The sequence below is a fragment of the Zobellia uliginosa genome, from assembly GCF_900156625.1.
GTDB classification, from domain to species: Bacteria; Bacteroidota; Bacteroidia; order Flavobacteriales; family Flavobacteriaceae; genus Zobellia; species Zobellia uliginosa.
Map to the genome: position 1 here is coordinate 759,763 of NZ_FTOB01000001.1, position 25,212 is coordinate 784,974.

Annotated in this window: 25 protein-coding genes; 12 read left to right on the forward strand and 13 right to left on the reverse strand. The window is 42.8% G+C overall.

Annotation, left to right across the window (positions count from 1 at the left end):
• Positions 1-17 precede the first annotated feature (17 nt).
• A complete protein-coding gene (locus tag BW980_RS03170; RefSeq protein WP_076453475.1) occupies positions 18-272 on the forward strand; it encodes a SemiSWEET family sugar transporter in 255 nt (84 codons plus the stop codon).
• A gap of 210 nt (positions 273-482) precedes the next feature.
• Positions 483-1,178 (forward strand): zinc metallopeptidase, encoded by a 696-nt coding sequence (locus tag BW980_RS03175; RefSeq protein WP_013992682.1) that lies wholly within the window; start codon positions 483-485, stop codon positions 1,176-1,178.
• A gap of 76 nt (positions 1,179-1,254) precedes the next feature.
• Here the strand turns inward: BW980_RS03175 and BW980_RS03180 are convergent, their stop codons facing one another.
• The 4 genes from BW980_RS03180 to BW980_RS03195 all read right to left on the reverse strand — a co-directional run bounded on the left by BW980_RS03180 (position 1,255) and on the right by BW980_RS03195 (position 4,188).
• On the reverse strand, positions 1,255-1,767 hold the full coding sequence (locus BW980_RS03180; protein ID WP_076453476.1) for a ferritin: 513 nt from the start codon (positions 1,765-1,767) through the stop codon (positions 1,255-1,257).
• 107 nt (positions 1,768-1,874) lie between these two features.
• Entirely contained in the window at positions 1,875-2,201 is a 327-nt protein-coding gene (locus tag BW980_RS03185; protein ID WP_076453477.1) for a hypothetical protein, read from the reverse strand.
• A gap of 40 nt (positions 2,202-2,241) precedes the next feature.
• Positions 2,242-2,712, reverse strand: a complete 471-nt coding sequence (locus BW980_RS03190) for an Lrp/AsnC ligand binding domain-containing protein (protein WP_076453478.1) — start codon at positions 2,710-2,712, stop codon at positions 2,242-2,244.
• Positions 2,713-2,808: 96 nt separating this feature from the next.
• Complete coding sequence (locus tag BW980_RS03195; RefSeq protein WP_076453479.1) at positions 2,809-4,188, reverse strand: saccharopine dehydrogenase family protein; 1,380 nt, start codon at positions 4,186-4,188, stop codon at positions 2,809-2,811.
• 81 nt (positions 4,189-4,269) lie between these two features.
• Between BW980_RS03195 and BW980_RS03200 the strand changes: the two genes are divergently transcribed.
• Both BW980_RS03200 and pckA read left to right on the forward strand, forming a co-directional pair.
• The gene (locus BW980_RS03200) at positions 4,270-4,656 is read left to right on the forward strand and encodes a DUF423 domain-containing protein (protein WP_076453480.1); all 387 of its coding nucleotides are present in this window, start codon (positions 4,270-4,272) and stop codon (positions 4,654-4,656) included.
• 85 nt (positions 4,657-4,741) lie between these two features.
• Complete coding sequence (gene pckA, locus BW980_RS03205; protein WP_076453481.1) at positions 4,742-6,340, forward strand: phosphoenolpyruvate carboxykinase (ATP); 1,599 nt, start codon at positions 4,742-4,744, stop codon at positions 6,338-6,340.
• Between the two features lie 82 nt (positions 6,341-6,422).
• Here the strand turns inward: pckA and BW980_RS03210 are convergent, their stop codons facing one another.
• Genes BW980_RS03210 through BW980_RS03220 form a run of 3 tightly spaced genes read right to left on the reverse strand, consistent with a single transcriptional unit; the run spans position 6,423 to position 9,500 of the window.
• Positions 6,423-7,169 carry a uroporphyrinogen-III synthase gene (locus BW980_RS03210; protein WP_076453482.1) on the reverse strand — a complete coding sequence of 249 codons (747 nt, stop codon included), beginning with the start codon at positions 7,167-7,169 and terminating at the stop codon, positions 6,423-6,425.
• A gap of 6 nt (positions 7,170-7,175) precedes the next feature.
• On the reverse strand, positions 7,176-7,832 hold the full coding sequence (locus BW980_RS03215; protein WP_076453483.1) for a DUF4271 domain-containing protein: 657 nt from the start codon (positions 7,830-7,832) through the stop codon (positions 7,176-7,178).
• Positions 7,833-9,500: an ArnT family glycosyltransferase gene (locus tag BW980_RS03220; RefSeq protein WP_076453484.1), complete on the reverse strand. Its 1,668-nt coding sequence runs from the start codon at positions 9,498-9,500 to the stop codon at positions 7,833-7,835.
• Between the two features lie 162 nt (positions 9,501-9,662).
• Between BW980_RS03220 and BW980_RS03225 the strand changes: the two genes are divergently transcribed.
• Genes BW980_RS03225 through BW980_RS03235 form a run of 3 tightly spaced genes read left to right on the forward strand, consistent with a single transcriptional unit; the run spans position 9,663 to position 12,151 of the window.
• Positions 9,663-10,391: a polyprenol monophosphomannose synthase gene (locus BW980_RS03225; RefSeq protein WP_076453485.1), complete on the forward strand. Its 729-nt coding sequence runs from the start codon at positions 9,663-9,665 to the stop codon at positions 10,389-10,391.
• Between the two features lies 1 nt (position 10,392).
• Positions 10,393-11,727: a dihydroorotase gene (locus tag BW980_RS03230; RefSeq protein ID WP_076453486.1), complete on the forward strand. Its 1,335-nt coding sequence runs from the start codon at positions 10,393-10,395 to the stop codon at positions 11,725-11,727.
• Position 11,728: 1 nt separating this feature from the next.
• Positions 11,729-12,151 carry a DUF4296 domain-containing protein gene (locus BW980_RS03235; RefSeq protein WP_076453487.1) on the forward strand — a complete coding sequence of 141 codons (423 nt, stop codon included), beginning with the start codon at positions 11,729-11,731 and terminating at the stop codon, positions 12,149-12,151.
• Here the strand turns inward: BW980_RS03235 and BW980_RS03240 are convergent.
• Entirely contained in the window at positions 12,132-13,139 is a 1,008-nt protein-coding gene (locus BW980_RS03240) for an NAD-dependent epimerase/dehydratase family protein (protein ID WP_076453488.1), read from the reverse strand. The two genes, BW980_RS03235 and BW980_RS03240, sit on opposite strands and share 20 nt — an antisense overlap.
• A gap of 104 nt (positions 13,140-13,243) precedes the next feature.
• Here BW980_RS03240 and tyrS point away from each other — a divergent pair, with 104 nt between their 5' ends.
• Complete coding sequence (gene tyrS / locus BW980_RS03245; RefSeq protein WP_076453489.1) at positions 13,244-14,539, forward strand: tyrosine--tRNA ligase; 1,296 nt, start codon at positions 13,244-13,246, stop codon at positions 14,537-14,539.
• An 86-nt stretch (positions 14,540-14,625) separates the two neighbouring features.
• Positions 14,626-15,156, forward strand: coding sequence for a hypothetical protein (locus BW980_RS03250; RefSeq protein ID WP_076453490.1), 531 nt, complete (start codon positions 14,626-14,628; stop codon positions 15,154-15,156).
• Here BW980_RS03250 and BW980_RS03255 read toward each other — a convergent pair.
• Positions 15,153-16,130 (reverse strand): LuxE/PaaK family acyltransferase, encoded by a 978-nt coding sequence (locus tag BW980_RS03255; protein WP_076453491.1) that lies wholly within the window; start codon positions 16,128-16,130, stop codon positions 15,153-15,155. The genes BW980_RS03250 and BW980_RS03255 overlap by 4 nt on opposite strands.
• Positions 16,131-16,399: 269 nt before the next feature.
• Here BW980_RS03255 and BW980_RS03260 point away from each other — a divergent pair, with 269 nt between their 5' ends.
• On the forward strand, positions 16,400-16,831 hold the full coding sequence (locus BW980_RS03260) for an FKBP-type peptidyl-prolyl cis-trans isomerase (RefSeq protein ID WP_076453492.1): 432 nt from the start codon (positions 16,400-16,402) through the stop codon (positions 16,829-16,831).
• Between the two features lie 97 nt (positions 16,832-16,928).
• Here the strand turns inward: BW980_RS03260 and BW980_RS03265 are convergent, their stop codons facing one another.
• The 4 genes from BW980_RS03265 to BW980_RS03280 form a co-directional block, all read right to left on the reverse strand.
• Complete coding sequence (locus BW980_RS03265) at positions 16,929-17,252, reverse strand: T9SS type A sorting domain-containing protein (protein ID WP_013992664.1); 324 nt, start codon at positions 17,250-17,252, stop codon at positions 16,929-16,931.
• A gap of 191 nt (positions 17,253-17,443) precedes the next feature.
• Complete coding sequence (locus BW980_RS03270) at positions 17,444-17,752, reverse strand: T9SS type A sorting domain-containing protein (protein ID WP_076453493.1); 309 nt, start codon at positions 17,750-17,752, stop codon at positions 17,444-17,446.
• Between the two features lie 251 nt (positions 17,753-18,003).
• The gene (locus BW980_RS22485) at positions 18,004-20,235 is read right to left on the reverse strand and encodes a hypothetical protein (protein ID WP_175609840.1); all 2,232 of its coding nucleotides are present in this window, start codon (positions 20,233-20,235) and stop codon (positions 18,004-18,006) included.
• A 50-nt stretch (positions 20,236-20,285) separates the two neighbouring features.
• On the reverse strand, positions 20,286-23,129 hold the full coding sequence (locus BW980_RS03280) for a TonB-dependent receptor (RefSeq protein WP_076453495.1): 2,844 nt from the start codon (positions 23,127-23,129) through the stop codon (positions 20,286-20,288).
• 178 nt (positions 23,130-23,307) lie between these two features.
• On the opposite strand from BW980_RS03280, the gene BW980_RS03285 reads away from it, so the two are divergent.
• Together BW980_RS03285 and BW980_RS03290 are read left to right on the forward strand one after the other, a co-directional pair.
• A complete protein-coding gene (locus tag BW980_RS03285; RefSeq protein ID WP_076453496.1) occupies positions 23,308-23,994 on the forward strand; it encodes a response regulator transcription factor in 687 nt (228 codons plus the stop codon).
• 137 nt (positions 23,995-24,131) lie between these two features.
• The gene (locus BW980_RS03290) at positions 24,132-25,208 is read left to right on the forward strand and encodes a sensor histidine kinase (protein WP_076453497.1); all 1,077 of its coding nucleotides are present in this window, start codon (positions 24,132-24,134) and stop codon (positions 25,206-25,208) included.
• Positions 25,209-25,212 lie beyond the last annotated feature (4 nt).

Here is a 25,212-nt window from a genome sequence, read left to right on the forward strand (position 1 = left end):
CATCAACTTGGTGTAATATGGACTATATTGAAATTCTCGGGTTGGTGGCCGCTATTCTGACCACGGCCGGCTATGTGCCCCAGGTCTACAAAACCTGGGTAGACAAATCTACCAAAGACATTTCGCTTACGACCTATCTGGTGCTCTTTGTAGGGGTAGTACTGTGGCTGATCTACGGTTTGATGATCAGTAGCCTACCTGTTACCTTGGCCAATGCCGTAACGGCCTGCCTCCTTTTTTTAATGCTCGTTTTAAAGTTCAAGTACAAATAGGCCAAAGACATTTTGGCAGAATTTATTTAGCAAAACCTTGTCAATTTCTTTTGGCGGGGTTTTTGCTTTTGATAAGCTAGCGGATTGCAGAGGGTCTGCGTTCGTGTGGATTATGAAAAGCCGCACTTCATGTGTACGGGAAGTGAGACGGTATTTGAAATGAAGAGTTTTTGATTATCTTTAAATTTAATTTAAAAAAGGAATATAGTTATGATGGGATATTATATTTTGATAGGAGCCATAGCTTTAGTAAGCTGGTTGGTGAGCAGTAAGCTCAAGAGCAAGTTTAAGTATTATTCCAAGGTGCATTTGAGCAATGGAATGAGCGGTGCCGAGATTGCCGAAAAAATGTTGGCCGACCATGGTATTCGCGATGTTAAGGTTGTTTCTACCGCCGGTATGCTTACCGATCATTACAACCCAAAGAACAAAACGGTAAATCTAAGTGAGGGTGTGTATAACCAAAGAAATGCAGCTTCTGCAGCGGTAGCGGCGCATGAATGTGGACATGCCGTGCAACATGCGCAGGCATATGAATGGTTGACCATGCGTTCTAAATTGGTGCCTGTAGTAAGCGTTACCTCAGGAATGTCTATGTGGGTCGTTTTTGGCGGTCTGATGCTTGGTGCTGCCGCAGGTGTTGGTCTTGGGTACTGGATCGCGGTTGCCGGATTGGTTATGATGGGCATGGCCACCCTGTTCAGTTTTATCACCCTACCTGTAGAATACGATGCCAGTAACCGTGCCCTGGCCTGGTTGAAGGCAAAGAACATAGTGACCCCGCAAGAATACAAGGGCTCAGAGGATGCCTTAAAGTGGGCTGCAAGAACCTACTTGGTTGCGGCTATCGGTTCTTTGGCCACCTTGGTCTATTGGGGAATGCAAGTACTTGGCGGAAGGGATTAATTCAAGAAACCATAAGCATATAAAAAAGGCTGTCTAACTTGTTAGACAGCCTTTTTCTTGAGTTAGCCTGAGTGTGTTATGCTGCTTTGATGCGTTCGTCGATCAGCTTCAAGGCAATACCGTCGCGGCCCATCAGTTCAAATAGGTCTAAGATGTCGCGTATGGATTTTTCTTCTTCCAATTGTTCGGTAACGAACCACTGCATAAAGTTTTCAACGCCAAAATCGCTATTCTTCCTAGCGGAGGCAACTATTCGGTTGATCGATTTACTTACTTCTATTTCTTGGGTCAAGGCCGTTTCGAAAACTTCCTCCAAAGAAGAGAAATCATGGTTGATATTCGCTACTTCAGGTGAAATGGCATTTCCGCCACAATCGTTGACGAACTTGAAAATCTTCATCATATGCTCCCTTTCCTCGGCCGCTTGTTGGTACATAAAGTCCGCACTGCCTGTATAACCCCGTTGATCGCACCAAGAGGCCATGGCCAAATAAGAGGCAGATGCTTTTCCCTCCATTTGTATTTGGGCGTTAAGCATATCCATGCTTTCCACCTTTATACTCATCTGTTGTCTCGCTATATCTTTCATTGTCTTTTTCTTTATCTGTCTAACGTAAAGTTATCACAAAAGTATGTACAGTGCTAGTGGGTTAACCAATTTATAACTGGTTTTAGACTGGTTAAAAATAGAAAGGTTTAAATTTTAGAGGTAAGGGAAGGTGTTTGGGCGGCAATACCGAGTACAAAAAAGACATCGCTAAGTAAGGCCTTAAGGTCGAGAATTTCCAAGGTGTTCAACACGAAAAGGTGTTCTCTGTTGCAAAGGGTCAGAATCTCTAGTCCATGGGGGTTGACCTCTTCGTCAAAGTGATGTTCAATGGTGATTCCCCACACTTTTTGACGTAGCGATAAGAGCTGGCAAAACGATAAACGCACCAACTTCTGACCGAGGTCTATATAAAAGCATCTCTCCTTGTCCGATTGGAAAAATGTATAGTATTGTGATGAATGAATGCGTTCCATTGAAGACAAAAATAATCCTTATTTAGATTTAATACAAATATTAGATCTGAATTTGTCGATCAATTTGCTGGGCCAAGGAAATAAAGGTTTCGGTACGCGATACCCCTTCTATTTGTTGAATTTCCTTGTTCAGTACGTGCATCAGGTGTTCGTTATCTTTACAGAGCACTTTTATAAGAATAGACCAGTTACCCGTGGTGTAGTGGCATTCGAGTACTTCGGGAATCTTTTCGAGTTGTTTTACCGCAACAGGGTTGCTCATGGCCTTGTCGAGATATATACCAATATAGGCCATGGTGGTGTAGCCCATGACCTTGGGGTTGATTATAAATTTTGAACCGGCCAGTAATCCCGATGACTCTAATTTTCGAAGGCGTTGGTGAATCGCCGCCCCAGATATGCCAATGTTTCGGGCAATCTCCAGAATGGGCTTTCTCGCATCTTCCATCAAGTACCTTAGAATCTTTTTGTCGATACCGTCAATTTTTACTTTATCGTTACTTGGTTTCATGGGTAGAGTTTCAATTTGATGGTAAAAGTAGCTATTATTGTTTTAATTTTATACTGATAGAAAATGCCGTTTTAGATGGAGTCTAAATGAGGGTGTCTAATCTTCATTGGACACGGAATCAGGATTATAGCCTAGGTATGGCACTTTGTATTCCTTAAAATAGATCCCATACGATTTGAGTTCTTCTAGTATGGGTTCGTATACTTCTTTTTTGATGGGTATTTGCACGCCGGGGCTACTTATCTTTTTATTCAGGATGGCCAAGGTGGCAATGGCTACGGGTAGTCCTACCGTCTTGGCCATGGCCGTATGGGTGCGGTTCTCACCAATGACGACCATATTGGCATCGATTTGGTATTTGTGGCCTTGTAGTTCGTAACCTATTTTGTGGTACATAACGATCATGTCCTTATCATCGTCGTTGAGGTTCCAGCTTTTTTCTAGTATGTATTGAAGAATTTGGGCCGGACTGGCATGTTTTAAAGGAATGGATTTTTGGTCGTTTAAAAGGTCGAGCTCCAAGAGCTTTTCCCACATAATGTCGTCTTGATCGATTTTAAGGTAGTGCCTAAGTTTTAGTTCTACAGAATCTGTTGGGGAATACGGTAGAAATAGGTTGGTAAACTCGCGGTAAGACATGTTTTCGGAGTTCTCAATGGTATAACTATCGTCGGTCATGCCCAGTTGCACGAACATGTTCCAGGCTTTTGAAAATCCCACTCGGCGCATCGTACCCCGATAGAGGGTGAGTACATCTTGAAGACCATAGGCTTCCCTGTAATTTAAGGAGTTGCGATTGGCGTAGCCTTCAAAACGGCCATAGCCTTCGATGTCGAAAAATTCGGTGCGACGAAACAGTTTATGGTAGGGAAGATATTTGTAGGTGCCTTCCTGAATAAACTTTGCCGCGCCACCTTGACCTGCAAGGACGACGTTTCGTGGATTCCAGGTGAACTTGTAATTCCATAGGTTGTCGTCACTTTCAGGGGCGACCAATCCCCCACAAAACGACTCAAAAAGCAATATTTTTCCACCTTGGTGCCTTATTCTGTCAATAATCTGCATGGCGCTCATGTGGTCGATACCGGGATCGAGGCCTATTTCGTTCATAAATACCAGTCCCTTCTTCTTTACCTCTGCCTCCAAGTCCTTTAGGCTATCGCTTACATAGGAAGCCGTAACCAAGTGCTTGTTCAGCGCCAAACAATCAACGGCAACCTTACTGTGCAAGAATGCGGGAAGCATAGAGACCACAATGTCGCTTTCGCCTATGGCTTTTTTTCTTGCGGCTTCGTTCTGTATGTCGAGTTGAATTACCGTACAGTTTTTATGGTCTTTGACGGTTTTGGAAATGGACTCTGGATTGAGGTCGCCAATGGTAAGGTAAAGTTGCTCTTCATTCGATTTTTCGAGAAAATAGTCCAGAAGATAGGAGGTAGATTTACCTGCTCCGATAACAAGTATATTTCGCGACATTTAGTTTTGTACTTTTAATTGGTGTAACGAGAGACTAAGGTAGTGATTGTTATATTTATAAAAAAATACATCGTATAAGTTATGAACAAAACAATATTTCTAACTGGAATCGTCTTAGGGGCTATGGCTGTCATTTTGGGTGCTTTTGGTGCTCATGGCTTGGAAAAATTAGTGGATGCCGATGCGATTCAAACTTTTGAGACCGGGGTAAGATACCAAATGTACCATGCCTTGCTTTTGTTGGTTTTGGGTAATATAAAAGCATTGCCCGAAGCTAGTAAAAAGTTGATTTTTTATTTTGTGTTAGCGGGAATTTTTTGTTTTTCTTTCTCTATTTACCTGTTGGCGATGAACAGTCTGACCGATTTTGATTTTCGGGTAATCGGTCTGGTAACCCCATTGGGCGGCACCTTGCTTATTATAGGTTGGGGCCTATTTGGATATCGGGTTTATAAATATTTAAACTAATAAATTCTCATTTTTAGGTATATAAAGTTATTATTTTGATAATTTTATACCCTAAAACGAACTCTGAATTAACAATTCACAAAAAATGAGAAAATCTATTTCTTTAAAATCGTACGGTATCACGCACGATAATCTGCATTATCAGCTGTCTCCTTTCGAGCTGCACGCCATTGCTCTTGAGAAGAAGATGGGAAAGGAGGCCTCTTCTGGGGCCTTGGCGGTAAATACCGGGGAGTTTACCGGTAGGTCACCTAAGGATCGGTTTATCGTAAAAGATAAGATCACCGAAAAAAAAGTATGGTGGGGAGATATCAACCTTCCCTTTGAGCCCTCTAAGTTCGATGCGCTTTATGACAAGGTAATTGCCTATCTGAACGAAAGGGAGTTGTACGTGCGCGATTGTTATGCCTGTGCCGATCCCAATTATCGAATGGATATTAGGGTTATCAATGAGCACCCTTGGGCGAATCAATTTGCCTATAATATGTTCATCAGGCCTACGGAGGAGGAATTGCGAAATTTTGACCCGGAGTGGACGGTAATAAATGCCCCAGACTTTAAGGCCGATGCCGAAATAGATGGAACGCGACAACACAATTTTGCGATTTTGAACTTTACCCGAAAAATTGTGCTTATCGGGGGTACGGGTTATACCGGCGAAATAAAAAAAGGGATTTTCTCTGCGCTGAACTTTATACTTCCTGTGGAGAAGAAAACCTTGCCGATGCACTGCTCCGCTAATGTGGGCAAAGATGGCGATACGGCTATATTCTTTGGGCTTTCTGGTACGGGAAAAACAACTTTGTCTACCGATGCGTCACGAAAACTTATCGGTGACGATGAGCACGGTTGGAACAATGAAAATGCCGTTTTTAATTTTGAGGGCGGTTGCTATGCCAAGGTCATCAACCTTTCGCAAGAGAACGAGCCTGAAATCTTTGGTGCCATAAAGAAAGGTGCAATTCTCGAAAATGTGGTGATGGATGAGGCCGGTAATGTCGATTTTGCCGATACTTCCATAACACAAAATACAAGGGTGAGCTATCCTATCTACCATATTGAGAATGTGCAACGACCTTCCATGGGTAAGAATCCCAAGAATATATTCTTCCTTACGGCCGATGCGTTTGGCGTATTGCCTCCCATATCGAAATTGACCCCTAGTCAAGCGGCCTATCATTTTATTTCGGGCTATACGGCCAAGGTTGCGGGCACCGAAGCAGGGGTAGTCGAGCCTGTTCCTTCTTTTTCAGCTTGTTTCGGAGCGCCGTTTATGCCCTTGCATCCGGCCAAATACGCCGAAATGCTAAGTGCGAAAATGAAAGAGGCCGGAGTGAACGTTTGGTTGGTCAATACGGGTTGGACAGGAGGTCCTTACGGAGTAGGTACGCGTATGAAGCTAAAGTATACCCGGGCAATGATCAATGCCGTGCTCAATGGTGACTTGGGGCTGTATACCTATGATGACTACCATATCCATTCGGTGTTTGGTGTTGCACAGCCTAGGGAATGCCCAGGAGTGCCTACCAGTGTGTTGAGCCCGCGTACGACATGGAACGATGACGAAGCTTATTATACTACGGCCTTTAAGTTGACGAATGCCTTTAGGGAAAACTTTAAAAAGTTTGAATCTTATGCCAGCGAGGAAATCCGAAGGGGTGGACCGCAGCGCTATGGGTTTTAAATATTGACCGAAAAGGCTGGAAATATAGAAAGCCCCCTGTTCACGAACAGGGGGTTTTTATGTGTCGTTGAATCAAGAAATCTTATTTCTTGTTTACCGTAGTGATGTACTTTTGAAGGGCCATGGTCATAGACGGAGTTTCAGGCGTTGGAGCCTTGATGTCTATACGTAGGCCGGCTTCGGTAGCGGCATTTATGGTCGAGTTGCCGAATACGGCAATGCGCGTATCGTTTTGCTCAAAATCGGGGAAATTCTGTAGCAAGGATTCAATGCCCGATGGGCTAAAGAATACCAAGATATCATAGTATACATCGCGAAGGTCCGATAGGTCGCTTATCACGGTCTTGTAAAAAATACCACGCTTCCATTCAATGTCCAATCCGTCCAAAATTTCTGGAATGATGGGTTTTAGGGCATCGGAGGAAGGTAAAAGGAATTTTTCGCCCTTGTACTTTTTGAACAAAGGAACCAAATCGGCAAAATTGCGCTTGCCGACGTAGATTTTACGCTTCCGGTATACTACGTATTTTTGTAAATAGTACGCTACGGCTTCCGACTGGCAAAAATACTTCATAGAGTCGGGTACCTTAAAGCGCATTTCTTCGGCAATGCGGAAGAAATGGTCAACGGCGTTGCGGCTGGTCAAGATGATAGCCGTATAGTTTTTGAGATCTATTTTTTGCTGGCGCACATCTTTAGCGTCCACACCCTCAACATGAATAAAAGGCCTAAAGTCTACTTTGACTTTTTCCTTGTCAATCAGTTTCGAATACGGTGAGTTTTCCATCTTCGGTTCTGGTTGCGAGACCAAAATCGTCTTTACTTTCATATAAACCTATTGTTTAAGATAACTGCCAATGATAACAAATGGGGAAATTTCGAGAGCGCAAAGGTACAAAATAAAATAGAAAAAGTAGTTGGTGATGAATTTTTGATGATTCCTTAATACTGTAACCCACCCGATTACATTGATTAAGAGAACCAACAATATGGCGACATACACCACAATTTTCGAGCCCTGCGCAACGTAGGCCAATATAACGTTGGCCAAAAACATGATAATACCACTATAATTTAGGTACGATAATTTTTTAAAAATAAGTTCACCTATGGTCTTTATGGAGCCAAAAATGAAGCCGTTTCCTAGCTGTAAGATGATTTTTACGACAATAAAGCCTAAAAGACACGCTAAAATAATGGGATACATAAATGGGTAAACGTCGTCGGTGCCTTCCCTTAAAATCTGTCTGGCCAAGAAAATGAACAAGGCAAAGTTGATGACCTGAAAAATGGTGAAAAAGATATGAAACCAGTTCATCAGTTTTTCTTTTTTGCTGTACATGAAAATGTACTTGTTGTTGAAGGGCAGTATAATAAAATTCAAGAACCGACTATAGAACAAACCCTTGGCCAAGACTAAGAATAAGATACTGCCGATAAGTATTATCGTAATCCAGTCGGCTGTTCCCGCGGTGCGTAGTATCGGTTCCATTTATTTGATTTTGGTGTTTTTTCCGTTGATGCCGTAATTCATTCCGTTATCCATAATACCTATTCTAACGTATTTTGGATCTTTTAATTTTTTCGGCTTTGGAAATTTAAAGGTGTAGGTGATCGTATCCTTTGCCCCGATACTCGTTAGGTTGGGGTCATTGAGTTTTGGGCTAATAGGCAAGCGGTCTATAACAATCTTAAAATCGGTCATATACGCTACATTAAAACGGAGCTTGCCCAGGTCGATATCAAAATCGTAGGGATTGTACAGTTGAAAGGTCTGTTCTTTTTCAAGGTTGAAATCGATTGGACCATCGAGCAAGGTTTTTAGCTTCCTGAACGATTCAAAGTTGTCGATGTATTTACCGTAGATTTTACTGCCATTACTTTTTGTGAAAGTAAGGTCGGCATTCGAGGCACGACCAGAAAGGTAAAGTACTTTTTGGTGTTGTACCTTCGATTCGGAATCGTCTATGGAATATTGGTTTCGGCGATAACTTTCGTTGTTGAGCGAATAGGTAGTATTGCCCGAATAAAAAGCGAACATAGGGGCTTTTCTGTAAGAGTTTTCAAAGACCAAGGGCATGTCGCCTACGGCTGCCCGTACGTCTTCGGCCAAGGCTATGTTCCCATGGGTTTCATAATAAATGGGCGACATGGGTTCGTATACCAGTCCTACCCTAAGGTATAAGATCAGGGCGATGTTTGTCAGCCCCATTCTGTAGATCCATTTTTTCGCCACCTCGTTTTCCATCATAAAACGGAATACGATTATGACAAGCGGAATGGATACAACAATGATCCATTGGGTCTGTATTCTTCGGTTAAAGCTTGAGATAAAGAAGAAAATAAGTACCCCGTAAACGAGAAACAACAGGGCCCTTGTAAATTTGTCGTTGGCCTTGGTCTTAAAAAGGGCCCAATACACCCATGGAAAGGTGAGGCCGAAGAGCGCCAGTAAGTTTACAAAATAGCCGAGGGTGTATTTGTTGAAATTATAAGGGTCGTTAGGACGGTCGAAAAGATGGTAGTTAATGGTAACGAACTCATTTTCGTAAAGCCAAATGAAATGGGGGGTATAGCATAATAGGGCTATGAAGACCGAGAGCCACGCATATTTGTTGAAGACCAGTTTCAGGTTAGACAACAGAATAAAGATGATGACCAAGGCGGCATGGTATTTACTGTACATCAAGCCGGCCATGGCAATACCCATAGCAATGCCCCATAATAGCCCGGGCTTTTCCAGGAATTTTTTATAGAGGTAGAGCAAGAGTGCCGTAAAGAACAACAATGGGGTGTCGGGCAGTGTAAAAAAACCATAGGCGTTCAAAAGCGTCATCGAGTAGACAAGTACAAAGTAATGCACTACGTATTGGTTTTTTTTCGGGTGGTCTATGGTGTTCCATAAAATCAGTAATGTGGCGGTAGACAGTACGCAACTCATAAAACGAACCCCAAGCTCGCCATCAAAGAAAAAACTACTGATCTTAATGAGCAGGGCCACTAGGGGTGGGTGGTCAAAATAGCCCCAAGACATCTTTTTTGCGAAATGCCAATAATAGGCCTCGTCAAAAATGAGCGGTGTAAAATACGACTGAAGCAGGTTGATCAGAAAACCAATTCCTAGTATGATTAAAAATATTCGGGGTAGTTTAGTCTTCATTCTTGGTCGGGATCTCGGGTTTAGGCTTGGCCTGTCACAATTAACAACGCTCAAAATTACGAATTCTGATAGATAGCCAACCTTTAAAAATATCACAATTCGATAGTTGTCATTTTTCGGTGACTTTTAAAATGCTATTTTTGTCAAAACTCAATCGTATCCGTGTCAGACAGTCTAGTTATAATCCCCACCTACAATGAGATAGAGAATATTGAAGCTATAATTCGGGCTGTCTTTGTTCTCAATAAGAAATTTCATGTTTTGATAGTTGATGACAACTCTCCCGACGGGACATCTGCAAAGGTAGAGGAGTTACAGCACGAATTTCCGGAACAACTCTTCCTAGAAGTGCGTAAAGAGAAATCGGGTTTGGGTACGGCCTATATTCATGGGTTCAAATGGGCCATTGAAAGAAAATACGATTATATTTTTGAGATGGATGCCGATTTTTCACACAATCCCGAAGACCTACCAAGGTTGTACAGGGCTTGTGCCAATGGGGCCGATGTGGTGGTAGGTTCCCGGTATAAAAAAGGAGTGAACGTAGTCGATTGGCCGCTTCAGCGTGTGTTGCTGTCCTATGGAGCTTCATTTTATGTAAAGATGATTACCGGAATGCGCATACATGATCCTACGGCAGGTTTTGTGGTCTATAGGCGTCATGTCTTGGAAAATATCAATTTAGATTCCGTTCGCTTTGTAGGTTATGCTTTTCAGATAGAAATGAAATTCAGGGCCTATTTAAAGAATTATAAGATAGAAGAGGTCTCTATTATTTTTAGGGATAGGGTCAGGGGTAAATCAAAAATGTCGGGCTCTATTATAAAAGAGGCCATCTTTGGTGTTTTCATGATGAAAATACGGAGCATGTTTCAAAAATCCAGGTTTTAGTATGGGAAAAGTGTTGATAAAGAATGCCAGAATCGTAAACGAAAACTCGATTTTTGAAGGAGACCTTTTGATAAAGGGCGACTTGATAGAGAAGATAGCCGTCAATATCTCAGATGATACAGCCGAAGTAATCGATGTTCAGGGCAGGTACCTTTTACCGGGAGTAATCGACGACCAGGTGCATTTTAGGGAGCCGGGCCTTACCCATAAGGGCGACATTGCCTCAGAAAGTAGGGCGGCCATAGCCGGAGGTATTACCACTTATATGGAACAGCCCAATACAACACCTCAGACGACGACCATTGAAAAGCTCGAAGAGAAATTTGAAATGGGCGCCCGGTCTAGCTTTGCCAATTATTCTTTTCTCTTTGGGGGTACCAATGACAACTTGGAAGAATTAAAGCGATTGGATAAAAATGCCTGTTCGGGAGTGAAACTCTTTTTGGGGTCTTCTACAGGTAATATGTTGGTCGATGACGAAGAGGTCATAGAGAAGATTTTTAAGAACACCGAAATGGTGATTTCCGCCCATTGCGAAGATGAGGGGACTATAAAAAGAAACCTCGCCGAGTATAAGGCGAAGTACGGAGAAGATATTCCCGTAAAATACCATCCTAAGATCCGTAGTGTAGAGGCTTGCTACCTCTCGTCTTCGAAAGCCATAGCACTGGCCGAGAAAACGGGGGCAAGACTGCATGTATTTCATTTGTCTACCGGAAAGGAAACGGATCTTTTTAGAAATGATATCCCGCTAGAGCAGAAAAAGATAACGGCCGAAGTATGTGTGCACCACCTTTGGTTTTCCGAAGAGGATTATGACACCAAGGGCACCTTGATCAAGTGGAATCCGGCCGTAAAGGCCGCAGAGGATAGAGACCGCTTGTGGAAGGCCTTGCTGGATGATCGTATAGATGTGATCGCTACCGACCATGCCCCTCATTTGTTGGGCGAAAAAGATAATGTGTATACCAAAGCCCCTTCGGGCGGTCCTTTGGTGCAACATGCGCTTCCCGCCCTGTTGGAAAAGGTTAGGGAAAAGGTGATTTCACTGGAAAAGGTAGTACAGAAAATGAGCCATAACCCGGCCATACTTTTTCAAATTGAGAAACGAGGTTTTATCAGGGAAGGGTATTTTGCCGATTTGGTAGTGGTAGATCTAAATGCGCCTTATCAAGTGACCAAGGAGAACATCGCTTACAAGTGTAAATGGTCGCCTTTTGAAGGTACTACGTTTAAATCGACCGTTACGCATACCTTTGTAAACGGTCATTTGGCCTATGAAAATGGAAATTTCTCTGCCGAACGCAGGGCAAAGCGACTAACCTTCAATAGATAATATGAGATTTTTAGCAATAGCCTTGATGTTTTTGGTTTTGGTCTCGTGCAACGAAACACTTTTAGAAAAGCCGGAGAACCTCATTCCTCAAGAAAAAATGGTTGAGATACTCCAAGACCTGGCTATTGTCAATGCCGCCAAGACGACCAATTTGGAAGTGCTTAGGGAAAACGGCATTGAGCCGATGGACTATATCTTTCAAAAATACGACATTGACAGTTTGCAATTCGTGGAAAGCGACCGTTACTACGCTTCACTTCCCGTAGAATACGAGGAAATCTATAAAAAGGTAGAGACCAACCTTGAGAAAAAAAGCAAGGAGCTGGAAGAGCAGAAAAAACTGAACGACAGTATTCGGGTAGCCAAGGAAAAACTCGAAAGGGAAAAAGCAAAGGCCAAAAAGGCTAAAGACACTCTTCAGTAAACCGCTTACAGCAAAACGATATAGCTTCGTCTATGGGTTCGAACTCAAAACCAAGGTCGGTCTTGATTTTTTGGTTGTCGTATATTTCCCGGTTTTTTAAGGAGCGGATGGAGTTTTTTGTTATCCGGCGCCCATTTTGAAGGAACAGGTTTTTAAGCCAGTCGAACCATCTTCCTATTTCAAGTTGCCAATATTTTAATTGGGTAGTGGGGGGCTTGATACCCAATTCAGATGTAATCTTTGTAAGGATTTCTTTGAACGTCAGGTTCTCGGCCACGGCAATATAGCGTTCATTGCTGATTTCGGAATCCATTAACGCCACCATCATTTTAACCACATCGTACACGGTTATAAAGCCTGTACCCCCAGGGGGGTAAAAACGATATCCTTTTTGGGCGACGGTAAAAAGGTCGCCACTGCCACTGTTCCAAAATCCCGGGCCTATAATTACTCCCGGATTTACCATTGCCACCGATAATCCTTCTTGTGAGCCGCGCCAGACCTCCATTTCCGCAGCCTGTTTTGTGAGTCCGTATACATTGGCCTCTCGTGAGGTCCACGGGTTGTCTTCGTTGGCCATGGCATTGCCCATGCTTTTGCCAATAGCCCCGATCGTACTGGTGTAGCACAGTTTTTTGATCTTGTGGGCAATACAGAGGTTGACCACATTGGCCGTGCCCTCGGTGTTTATTTTTTCGAGGATGTCGAATTTTTTCGGATCGAAGGAAATAAGGGCAGCGGTATGGTAGACATGGCTGACCTGGTCAAAGGCATTTTCAAGGGCGGGAATGTCGGTAATATCGGCCTCGACCCATTCTATTTTATTGAAAAGGGCTTGGGCATCGTCGGTATAATAGGCAAAGACCTTGGCCACGCGCTCAAGATTACTGCCCTTTCTATATATGGCCCGAACGGAATTGCCGTTCTGCACCAATTTCAATAAAAGATGTGAGCCTACTAACCCCGTTCCGCCCGTTACCAATACCATGCCTCAAAGTTAGCAAATCGCCGGGAATAATTTCCGCTATTATTCGGGGGTTGGCCGATGATTTACTTTTATATTTGTAGCTCAATTTTCAGAACAGAAAGAACATGACTTCAAACTTTGTAGAAGAATTAAAATGGAGAGGCATGTTGCACGATGCGATGCCCGGAACGGAAGAACACCTGATGAATGAAATGCAATCGGCCTATGTGGGTATAGACCCGACCGCAGATTCTTTGCACATCGGTCATTTGGTAGGGGTAATGATGCTCCGCCATTTTCAGTTGGCCGGCCATAAGCCTTATGCCCTTATTGGCGGTGCCACGGGTATGATCGGTGATCCTTCCGGAAAATCGGCAGAGCGTAATCTGTTGGATGAGGCTACCCTTCGACATAATCAAGAAGCCATAAAAGGGCAGTTGTCGCGATTTTTAGATTTTGATGGCGATGCCGAGAATGCCGCCATTTTGGTCAATAATTACGACTGGATGAAAGATTTTACCTTTTTGGATTTTATCAGGGATGTTGGAAAACACATTACCGTGAACTATATGATGGCCAAAGATTCCGTAAAAAAACGACTTTCGGCCGAATCTAAAGAAGGAATGTCCTTTACCGAGTTCACTTATCAAATGGTACAGGGCTACGATTTTCTATACCTCTATCAAAACTATAATTGCACCTTGCAAATGGGAGGTAGCGATCAGTGGGGGAACATTACCACAGGTACTGAGCTGATTCGAAGAATAGGAAATGGAAAAGGCTATGCCTTGACCTGTCCGTTGATTACCAAGGCCGATGGAACCAAGTTCGGTAAGACCGAAGGCGGTAATATTTGGTTGGATGCGGAGCGGACGTCCCCCTATAAGTTTTATCAATATTGGTTGAACACTTCAGATGTCGATACCGAGAAATACATCAAGATATTTACTTTTCTTAGTAAGGACGAAATAGAAGCATTGATTCAGGAGCATCAGGAAGCCCCACATATGAGGGTCTTGCAGAAACGCTTGGCCGATGAAATCACCGTGATGGTGCATTCCCAGGAAGATTTGGGAAATGCCCAAAAAGCAAGTAATATCCTTTTTGGAAAGTCGACTTCGGAAGACCTTAAAAACCTGGACGAAAAGACTTTTTTAGATGTTTTTGACGGTGTGCCACAGGCTGAAATTTCGAAGTCTGAGCTCACTCCCGGATTGGATATGATCGGGGCATTGGCCGATAAGACCGGATTCTTGGCTTCCAACAGCGAAGCCCGTAGGGAGCTGAAACAGAATTCCATTTCCGTAAACAAGGAAAAAGTAAAGGCCGATTACCAGATTACCGAAAACGATCTGATCAATGGTAAATTTGTACTCTTGCAACGGGGCAAAAAGAACTATTTTGTTTTGGTAGTGAACTGATCGGGCAATGTTAATTGTCAGATAATTAGAATAAAAGGGGTTTAAATGCGTTATCGAACAGTAACGTTTTTTAAACCCCTTATTTGATGCGTATTTTTATATTGGTTCTCGCCGTCTTTGTAACGCTCGTTTCTTGTGATAAGTTAGATGAACTCACTAAGTTCGATCTAGAATATAAAAGTCAGGTAACCATCCCTTCTACGACGGGTGTGGACCTTCCGTTCGACATGTTCACGCCGGACATGGAAACCAATTCAGATTCGCAGTTTGAGGTAAACGATACCCGTAAAGACCTTATCGAAGAAATTAAATTGACCCAGTTACAGTTGGTGATCACCTCGCCTGACGATAGTGATTTTAGTTTTCTTGAGTCCTTGGTAGTTTATATTTCCGCAGAGGGCCTAGATGAGATTAAAATAGCTTCAAAAGAGGTTGTCGATGAAAATGTAGGTGCTGTTTTAGATGTAGATGTGCTTGATGTAGACTTGAAAGAATACATTAAAAAAGACAAGTTCAACCTTCGTTTGAAAACGGTAACGGATGAATTGATCAGTACGGATCATGAAATTGACGTGAATTCTACTTTCTTTGTAGATGCCAAGATTTTAGGGCTTTAAAGCACCATTAGATTGCATCCCCTTACATCGGAATGGTCAAACCGGCCGAGCACCTCAAAGCTGCCGTTTGCGTAGGTTTTTCCTAGGTCTTGTGTTGCGATAAAGGCGCAAGAATCTATATTGGCCAAATCGATGACGTTTATGCCTCCCGTTTTTTTATGCCCTTGATAGGTCAATGGATCTTCGGTATCGCGTATTAGTATTTTCATCCAAGGTGGGGTCTCGAAAATACCGTTTCCCTTAGAGTAGCCCTGTGACAGTAGTTCGGTCATTCCGTATTCGGAATGTATGGACTGAACACCGAATCCTTTTTTTAGGATGTGGTGCAATTCTTCGCGGATCAATTCTTTTCTACGTCCTTTCATCCCTCCAGTTTCCATAACAATGGTATGGTTAAGCCGAAGCGAGTGGCGCTCTGTCATATCGAGAAGGGCAAAAGACACTCCTATCAATAGGACTTTCTGGCCGCTGGCATCTAGGGCGAACAATTTTTCCCGCAGGCCATCAAGGTCATGAAGGTAGAAGCCGCTGTCAGGGTGTTTGCTCTTTTGTATCATATCGTCTACCATGTAGATGAGCGAGGATCCTTCACGCTCAAGATAAGAAGGCAGTAGGGCCAATACGCAATAGTCTTCTACGTTTCCGTAAAACAGGTCAAAAGCTCTTCGAAAACTCTGCTCGTAAAGGGCAATCCGGTTTACGAAATGCTGGCTGGTTTGGCTTCCGGTGGTGCCACTACTTGTAAAAATGGCTTCCGGGTGTTTTTTTCCGGAAATAATCTCCTTCGATTTGAAGAAGGAAATGGGAAGGAAGGGAATTTCGCTTATATCCCTGACGTTCTTGGTAGATTTTCCCAAATACGAACAAAATTCACGATACACCTCATTTTGGTCATATTGATGCCTAAAGACTTTCAGGGCCTGTACATCAAATTCGCCTTGTGATTTGATATTGAAGATTTGCTTACCGTCCATAATTGAAAATACTTTGGCAAAAGTAGCGATATCCTTTGCCGTATAAAATAAACGATATGGGTAAAAGTGGATAATTTTGTTTACAAAGGCTAGGCGCTTAAAACCAATTTCTTTAAATGTTAATTATTTTAACGAATGCAGGGAATTGTGTTAATGTTTTCTAAATACCTAGTGGGCTGGGGTTAAAGATTTTGTAGCCGTTTTTATACCTGTACCTTTACCGAAATAGTTAAAAATGGCATTTTGCTGTTTTTTTTTAAAATGATAATATGAGTCAAGTTAAAGAGAACGATAAAGTAAAGGTACATTATACGGGCAAGTTGGCCACTGGAGAAGTTTTTGACAGCTCTGTGGAAAGGGGAGAGCCTATTGAGTTTACCCTAGGTCAAGGCCAGTTGATACCAGGTTTTGAAAAGGGACTTATTGATATGAAGGTCAATGAGAAGAAAACCGTTAACATCCCTAAGGAGGAAGCTTACGGTTTGCCTAGAACCGAGTTGATACAAGAAGTGCCTAAAAGTCAATTGCCTCAAGATATTGAGCCAAAAGTGGGAATGGGACTTGTTTCTCAGACGCAAAGTGGGCAAGAGATCAATTTGGTCGTAACCGATGTAAAGGAAGAGACTATTGTAGTGGATGGGAACCATCCATTGGCCGGTAAAGATTTGATATTCGATATAGAAGTGGTCGAAATCTTGTAAGCTGTACATTATCCCTTGTTTGAGGGTAATGCAAAACATAATATTTGTTTTTTCAATTTGATTGAAGAGCTCCTGAAAGGGAGCTTTTTCTTTGGGATTACTTTATCACCAACTTTCTGTTGCTCGTCTTTTTGTTTTCGGTTACTTGTAAAACGTAAACGCCAGGAACCAAGCCGGATATGTTCAGGTTGCTTCTTGATATTTTTTCAGAGAGTACAATTTCCCCGAACACGTCGTAGACCCTTACCTGTTTTAAATGGTTGTCTCTGGTTATGACATTGACAACATCGGTGAAGGCCGGATTGGGGTATATTTTAAAGCCTGGGATTTCTTCGCTTTTCTGATTTTGAAAATCGAAAGCATCTTGGGCGGACGCACCAAGGGTGAATACACACATAAGTATGAAGTAGGTTATACGCATAATTATTGATTTGGGATCAACGGTTCAAAGGTAGCTAATGAAGGTTGTAGGTCGGCTAAAATGTTGTGAAAATAGACGAACTGTATGGTGAACGGTAAAGGGAGGTCCGTTCGTCGCAATTTTTAGGCCGTTTATCGAAAGAAGGTAGTTTGTTGCTCAAACGGAGAAAACAGGGGTGAAATCGCTATTAATTACTTGACTATCAGTTTTCTTGTCGCTACTCTGTTGTTTTGGTAAACCCGTAGGACGTATACGCCGGCATCAAGCTCGGAAAGATTGAGTTCGGTACCGCTAATCTGTGTTTGTAGCACCTGGGTTCCTAAAACATCATATATGGCAATCTGCTTGGGCGTACTTTCTGAGGTGCTAATATATACCTTACCGTTCGTGACGGGGTTGGGGTAAAGTTTAAACCCTTTAATATCACCATTACCTTTGGTGTCTTGGCCATAGGAAAAGGAGATGCATAAAAAAGTAATTACCAAGTAAAAGTGCTTCATATGATTATGTGAGCAAATAGTATACCACAAATATACGAAATCTTTAGTTTGATCGTTGTTTGATTTTATATTTTGTAGGAATATATGTATGAATGGTAAAAGGGAAAGAAGAACGGAGTGTTCTTTGCCCCTGGTTGAATTGGTAGATTTATAGCGATTTGTTCTTTAGAAGAAATGTGCTAGTGTGGTTTTGTAAAAGAAAAGCACCCCGTGAAAACGAGGTGCTTGCTTTTTTTAATAAGGAAATCGAATTACAAACCAACGGTCCAGCCGGCCGCCCATTCAGGCTCTCCCGCTTTGTTGCCTGCACCGGTCGCATCTCCTTCTGTATAGAAGTCCGTGTTGGCACCAGCATAATTCGTAGCGCTGAACTCGGCAGCAGGGCTGGCAAATTCAATAGTCGTAATTGAAAGCGCATCTGAATCAATCCTAGCGTTGGCTTCGGTATCGGTATCTTTTACGTTGATACCTAAATCAACACCCTCTGTGTAGAAGTTCTCAATCGTAAAGCTACCGCCACCTTCTTTAAAGAAAAGGGCTCCTTCGCTTACGGGGCCTACAACAGTTATGTTTTTCAAGGTAGTAGTGGTAACCGGAGTGGCATTACCATCGTCACCATTGTTAGAACCTTCAATACCGGCTTTGGCACCATCCTTAATGTACCAATTTGTTCCGTTACCTGTCCATCCATCCGCAAAATCGATTGAATCGTCACCACTTCCTATAGAAACAAGGTTTACACCGTCAACGGCTCCACCGAAAAATTCGATACCGTCGTCACCGCCCTTATAAGACTCAACGTTTTCGAAAGTAGTACCTGAACCCACACCGAATAAGGAAACCCCGTTAAACTCTTTGTCGTTAGAGAAAGTAGCACCGGTATATTCAACTCTCAAGTAAGTAATGCTACCTGAGTTGTCTTCGGCATTGGCACCACCGTAAGTAAGGTCACCTACCTCTGTAGTAACGTCAACACCTTTGTTGGTAGGGGCGTCACCGGCAATAACCAAACCACCCCAGTCACCTTGGGCAGGGTTCTCGGCACCTGATGTCATTACAACAGGATTGGTAGCGGTTCCGTTAATGTTTATTTTGGCACCTCTTTCAACACCGATAAAAGCTGCCGTACCACCAGTTGCAGTAATAGTTGTACCGGCAGGAATCGTAAGCGAACCTCCTTCTTTAACAACAAATCCACTTGTCAAAAGATACTCTACGTTGGCGTCTAACTCAACATCACCGGTTACTTCACCGGCTAGGTTTAATTGAGAGGCAGCTGCACTATTGCTTAGGCCGGTAGTCCAACCAGCGGCCCAGTCAGGAGCGGCAGCACCGTTACCCGCACCTGTAGCTACACCTTCTACGTAGAAGTCGGTATTGGTGCCGGCATAATTTGTAGCAGCGAATTCTGCGGGAGTATCGGCGAATTGAATGTTAGAGATCATCAGATCGTCACCATCGATCCTTGCATTGGCCTCGGTATCGGTATCCTTTACGTTGATACCTAAATCGGCACCGCTCACAAAGAAGTTCTCAACGGTAAAGTTACCACCGCCTTCTTTGAAGAAAAGGGCACCTTCACTTACAGGGCCTACAACAGTTATGTTTTTCAAGGTAGTAGTGGTAACCGGAGTGGCATTACCATCGTCACCATTGTTAGAACCTTCAATACCTGCTTTTGCACCTTCGGCAATGTACCAGTTTGTACCGTTACCTGTCCATCCATCCGCAAAATCGATTGAATCGTCACCACTTCCTATAGAAACAAGGTTTACACCGTTAACGGCTCCACCGAAAAATTCGATACCGTCATCACCGCCCATGTAAGACTGAACGTTCTCGAATTTAGTGCCTGAACCCACACCGAATAAAGAAACCCCGTTAAACTCTTTGTCGTTAGAGAAAGTCGCACCAGTGTACTCAACCCTCAAGTAAGTAATACTACCTGAATTATCGGCAGCGTTGGCGCCACCGTAAGTAAGGTCACCTACCTCTGTAGTAACGTCAACACCTTTATTGGTAGGGGCGTCACCGGCAATAACCAAACCACCCCAATCACCTTGGGCAGGGTTTGCGGCACCTGAAGTCAGTACTACAGGGGCGGCAGCTGTACCGTTAATGTTTATTTTGGCGCCTCTTTCAACACCGATAAAAGCGGCAGTACCACCTGCAGCTTTGATAGTTGTACCGGCAGGAATCGTTAAGGTAGCTCCTGACTTCACTATGTAAGCACCTGTAAGGTTATAGGCGGTAGCGGCGTCCAATTCTGTATCTTCGGTAATATCTCCTTCCAAATCTTCGGACGTTCCGGTTGTGCTACAGGGCTCACAAGAACCACCACAATCAATATCGGTTTCATCCCCATTCTTTATCCCATCACTACAAGTGGGGTCATTTGTTGGTAGATTGTCATCATCGCTACAAGACACGACGAGGGTCATGGTAGCTAGACTTAGCATTAAAGAGAAAATTGTTTTTTTCATCATCAAAGGTTTAAATAGTTAGGGTAATAGGTTATAATCAGTATTTCTGTTTAAAAACTAAATGTTAGCGTAAGGGATAGATCCGACCCTCTTTTGTAGGAAAGGTCTGTTACCGGGCCATCTTCCAAAAATCCGGGGACCGCAGGGTTTACCGTATCTAATTTTCCTTCTGCATTTTCAGTAACCCTTTCAATAAGTGGATTCAATAGGTTTTTGGCACTGATGCCAATGCTGAAGTGTTCGTTCAGTTGCATAGATGAGATAAAATCAAGTGTTACGAAGCCTTTATCCATCAAATGTCCACGTCCGGTACTGCCAAGTGCATAAAGCCTTTCTGAAAAATAGTTTGCGGCTATGGTGGCATTAAGGTCTTTGTTGTTCTTAAGTTCTTTGTAGAAACTAAGATCCCCGTTTACAATGATGTCCGAAGCACCTTGTAATGGGGCTTCCGTATTGGTAAAGGCCGCGGCTAAACTGGTTTCGCTGGCCACTTTTTCCGATTGTAATTTCTGGTTGGTGTTCAGGTAAGAGATATTACCGCCAAGACTTAATCTTTCTTCAAGAAAATCATCGGCAGTTTCAATCTCATTTTCAAATAGGTTTACCCTAGCTTCCAATTCCACACCAAAAGCGGTAGCGCTATCTCCCGTGTTCGCATAACTCAAATCGTTAGCTGCGGAAACTACAAGGAAAGTGTTGATAGGGTTTTCTATGTACTTGGCAAATACGCCAAAAGAAAGAATCTCGCTCGAAGTAGGGAAAAGCTCCCACCTTAAATCAAAATTGTAATTGGTAGAGTTTTGTAAATCGGGATTACCGTAAGAATCTTGGGTAATGTCTTCTTGGAACAAGAAAGGCGCCCTTTCCTTAAACTGTGGTAAGGTGTATGTTTTACTTGTTGCAAACCTTAAGTTCTGCTTCTCGTTCAATTCGTATTTCAGGGCCAACGAAGGCAGAAACTCAAACGTATCCAATTTACTTGAATCTTCCCCAAAGGTGGTATTCCAATTTATGTCTTGGGTTATTTGCTCTCCTCTAAGGCCGGCAAATAAAGTAAGTTTAGGATTGAACTTGTACTCTAAAGTAAGGAAGGCCGCATTAATTTGCTGTTCCCCGCCAAATGTTTGTGGGTTCAATGCCCCTGGAATAGAAGCACCTCCTCTAAATGTTCCAATTTGATAAAGTCCGGAACTCAATGGGTTTTGCTCAAAGTACTCATCAATTTGTCTGATATCGACCTCGGGTTGGTCATTAGGTCTTAAAAAACGATAGTTGAATTGCGTTGCGTCAAAATCGACCGATTTGAACCTGCCATTGTAGCCAAGGGTCAATTTTCCGTCAAAGCCATCGTCTTCGTTCTCCTTGAATTTGTAGGTAGCGGACAAGTTTGCCGCAATTTCCTCTTCATCCAACTCTTGAAAAAAGCGATGGTTTTCAGAAGCCGCCGAAACCAAGGCAAAAGACTTAGGGCCGTCAGGTTTGTAGTTTCTTACGGGCAACACCGTATTTTGACGCCTGTCCGGAACTAGGTTTTTTACGTAGTTGTAAGCTCCTCCCCAGTTCACATCAATATTCTCAGAAAGATTATGCTCTCCCAATAATTGATGTACATATAAGGTGGTTCTTTCAAAAGTGGCACGCTGTATAAAACCGCCACCTTCCGGTGCATCATCTTCCCTATCTAAAATCCCGAAAAACTCTTGTTGTTTTTGACTTGAGTTGTTTAAGACCAACAGGTTGTACTTAATGTTATGCTCGTTGTTGATTCTATAACCTACGTTACCCATTAGGGTCGTAGCCGTAGAATAATCGAAAGTGGTAAAGTCAAAAGCCGAGTTCGGAAGACCGTTACCTACGTTGGGCTGACCGTTATTGATTCCTTCGTTATAGCTATGCTTGTTACTAAAAGACGCTACCCCAAAAATGCTCAATCTAGATTCTTCACCTATAGTATAAGAGTCACCCCCTTTAAGTGAAAAGCTTGAATTGACCGGTGTGCCTACGGTTTCCCTGTTCCAACTGGTATCGAAAGTATCGGAAAATGGATTGTTGGGAATATCCGCGTTATAGAATCCTGAAAAGTCGGGACCGTCGTTCAAATAGAAATCTTCAATGCCCAAGGCTTCGGTGTTTCCGCCAACAGAGGCGCTGACATCAAAAAAACCGTCTCCGTTGTAATTTCTGGAAACGATATTGACGTTTGCCCCGCCGAAGTCTCCGTAATTGGCGGCATTATACGTCTTGTCGATTCCGATAGATTCAATAATACTTGACGTAAAAACACCTAGGTCGATGTTCTTTTTAGAAGTGTTGTTGGAAGGCAACGGAAGACCGTTCAAGGTGGTGATGTTGAATCGATCTCCTAAACCTCTTACATAGACGTTTCCGGAGCCTTCTTCCTTAGAGATTCCGGTTACTTTGGTAACGGCAGTGGCGGCATCACTAACACCTTTACGGGCCAATTCTTGGGCGCCAATAGAAGTTTCAAGGGTGATGGCTTTTTTCTGGTCAAGTAAAAGCGCGGCTTCAGAGTCTTTTCTTGAAACCGTAGTTACGACGACCTCGCTTAGTTCGAATCCGCCTCCGGCACTCATAGGTACGTTAATTGTGGTTACCTTTCCGGCTACAATGGTTACATCGGGGATGTCTACGGTCTCATATCCCAAATAACTATAGGATACAGTGTAGGTGCCCGGCTCAAGATTTGCTATCTCATAAAGGCCGTCAAAATCTGATGTGGTACCTATGGTGGTACCTTTTATAACAACATTGGCAAAGGGTAATGGGTCGTCATTTAACTCTTTATCAGTAAGTTTGCCAATGACGCTTCCCGTATCTTGGGCACAGAGGTGAAATGTGAAAAGGAAAAGGGTAATACAGTATATTAGTCTCATTATCTAGTTTTATAACGCCGCAAATAACGCTACGTGAAGTAAAAGTCGAGTTATGTGCATGTTAAACCTTTATTGCGATAAGGTTAGCCTAATGTTACTATATTAAATCAACGTTAAGAGGCCCCAGAATGTCGGTATTATATTTACTTTTGACGAAATAACCATCTTTACACACCTTATGAAAAAGAAAGACATTAAGATATTATTGGTAGACGACGAGCCGGACATTCTAGAAATTGTCGGCTACAATCTTACTACCGAAGGCTATCAAGTCTTTACGGCCAAGAATGGAGTTGAAGGCGTAGCCATGGCAAAGAAGAAGCAGCCCCATTTGATAATACTGGATGTGATGATGCCCGAGATGGACGGTATAGAGGCTTGTGAGACGATTAGAAACACGGCCGGACTGGAGAACTCTATCATAACCTTTCTTACGGCACGCGGCGAAGACTATTCGCAAGTGGCCGGTTTCGATGCCGGGGCCGACGATTATATTACCAAGCCCATTAGACCGAAAGTTCTGGTCAGCAAGGTGAAGGCTCTTTTAAGAAGGTTAAAGGAAGAAAGTGCCCCGCAGGATGATATTGTTAAGGTGGGCAATATTGTCATCAATAGGGAAGAATACAAAATAATGAACGATGGCGAAGAGATTGTTCTGCCCAGAAAGGAATTTGAACTTTTGGCCTTGTTGACCTCAAAACCCAATAAGGTTTTTAAAAGGGAGGTCATACTAGATAGGGTCTGGGGCAATGAAGTCGTGGTCGGGGGACGTACGATCGACGTGCATATTAGAAAGCTTCGTGAGAAAATCGGGGAGCATCATTTCAAGACCGTAAAAGGTGTAGGCTACAAGTTTGTGCTCTAATAAAATCTACATCGTTAAGTAATACGTCTTTTTTATAGTAATTTTGGGCCGTTCTCCCCTTGATTAGGTTTTGAACGCCGAAAAATGCCCTGAAATGACGTATAAAGTTTCCGTAGCGAATATTAAACACTTTTTTTATGCCTCCTAGATTAAGAAGGTCATACCGCTTTGCGCTACGGTCTTCTTTTATGATTACCGTAATCTTTGTTTTGCTGTTGGCGTTGTTTTTGCTCCTCTTCAATGCTTTTAATTGGGTAGTCATTATCGTTACCTCTTTTTTATTGTTTCCTATTAGTTTTACCGTTTTACAGGTGCGGATAGAAAAATTTATTTACCGCCGGATAAAGAAAATTTACGATGATGTAGCTATGTTGGAGACGTCGTCAATTGTCTCCGGTCCTATTACCACCGACATGAAAACCCTTACCGAGGAAATCGGGAAATTTGCCAAAGACAAACGTATAGAGATCGATACCCTTAAAATTAGGGAGGAGTACCGAAAAGATTTTCTTGGCAACGTATCGCATGAGCTTAAAACACCGCTGTTTACCGTTCAAGGTTATATAGAAACCCTTTTAGATGGGGCGATAGACGATAAAAATGTACGCCGAAAGTACCTTCAAAGGGCCAGTAAGGGGGTGGATCGGCTTATCTATATCGTGAAAGACCTTGACCTTATTACCAAATTGGAGGTAGGCGACCTTAATCTGAAGAGGGAGCCTTTTGATATTATTGAGCTCATTCAAAATGTCTTCGACCTTTTGGAAATGAAATCGGCCAAAAAGAAAATCATACTTACTTTTGATATGGAGTATGACGAGCCTATTATAGTATTCGCCGATAAGGAAAAAATACAGCAAGTTGTAACCAATTTTCTTGTAAACTCCATAAAATACGGACATACCAACGGTACTACCGAGGTAAGTGTGGAAAACCTGATCAAGAACAAGGTGATCGTAAGGGTGACCGATAACGGCGAAGGTATTCCCAAACAACACATACCCCGCCTTTTTGAACGTTTCTATAGGGTGGATAAAAGCGGTAGCCGCAGCGAAGGTGGTTCAGGTTTGGGCCTTGCTATTGTAAAGCATATTGTTGAGGCACACGGGGAAAAGATATATGTGGAAAGTGAAATGGGTGTAGGTTCGGAATTTTCTTTTACTTTGGAAAAAGCAAAAGAGAAACACCTGGCCAAAGCCTCACCAAAAATTTAATTTT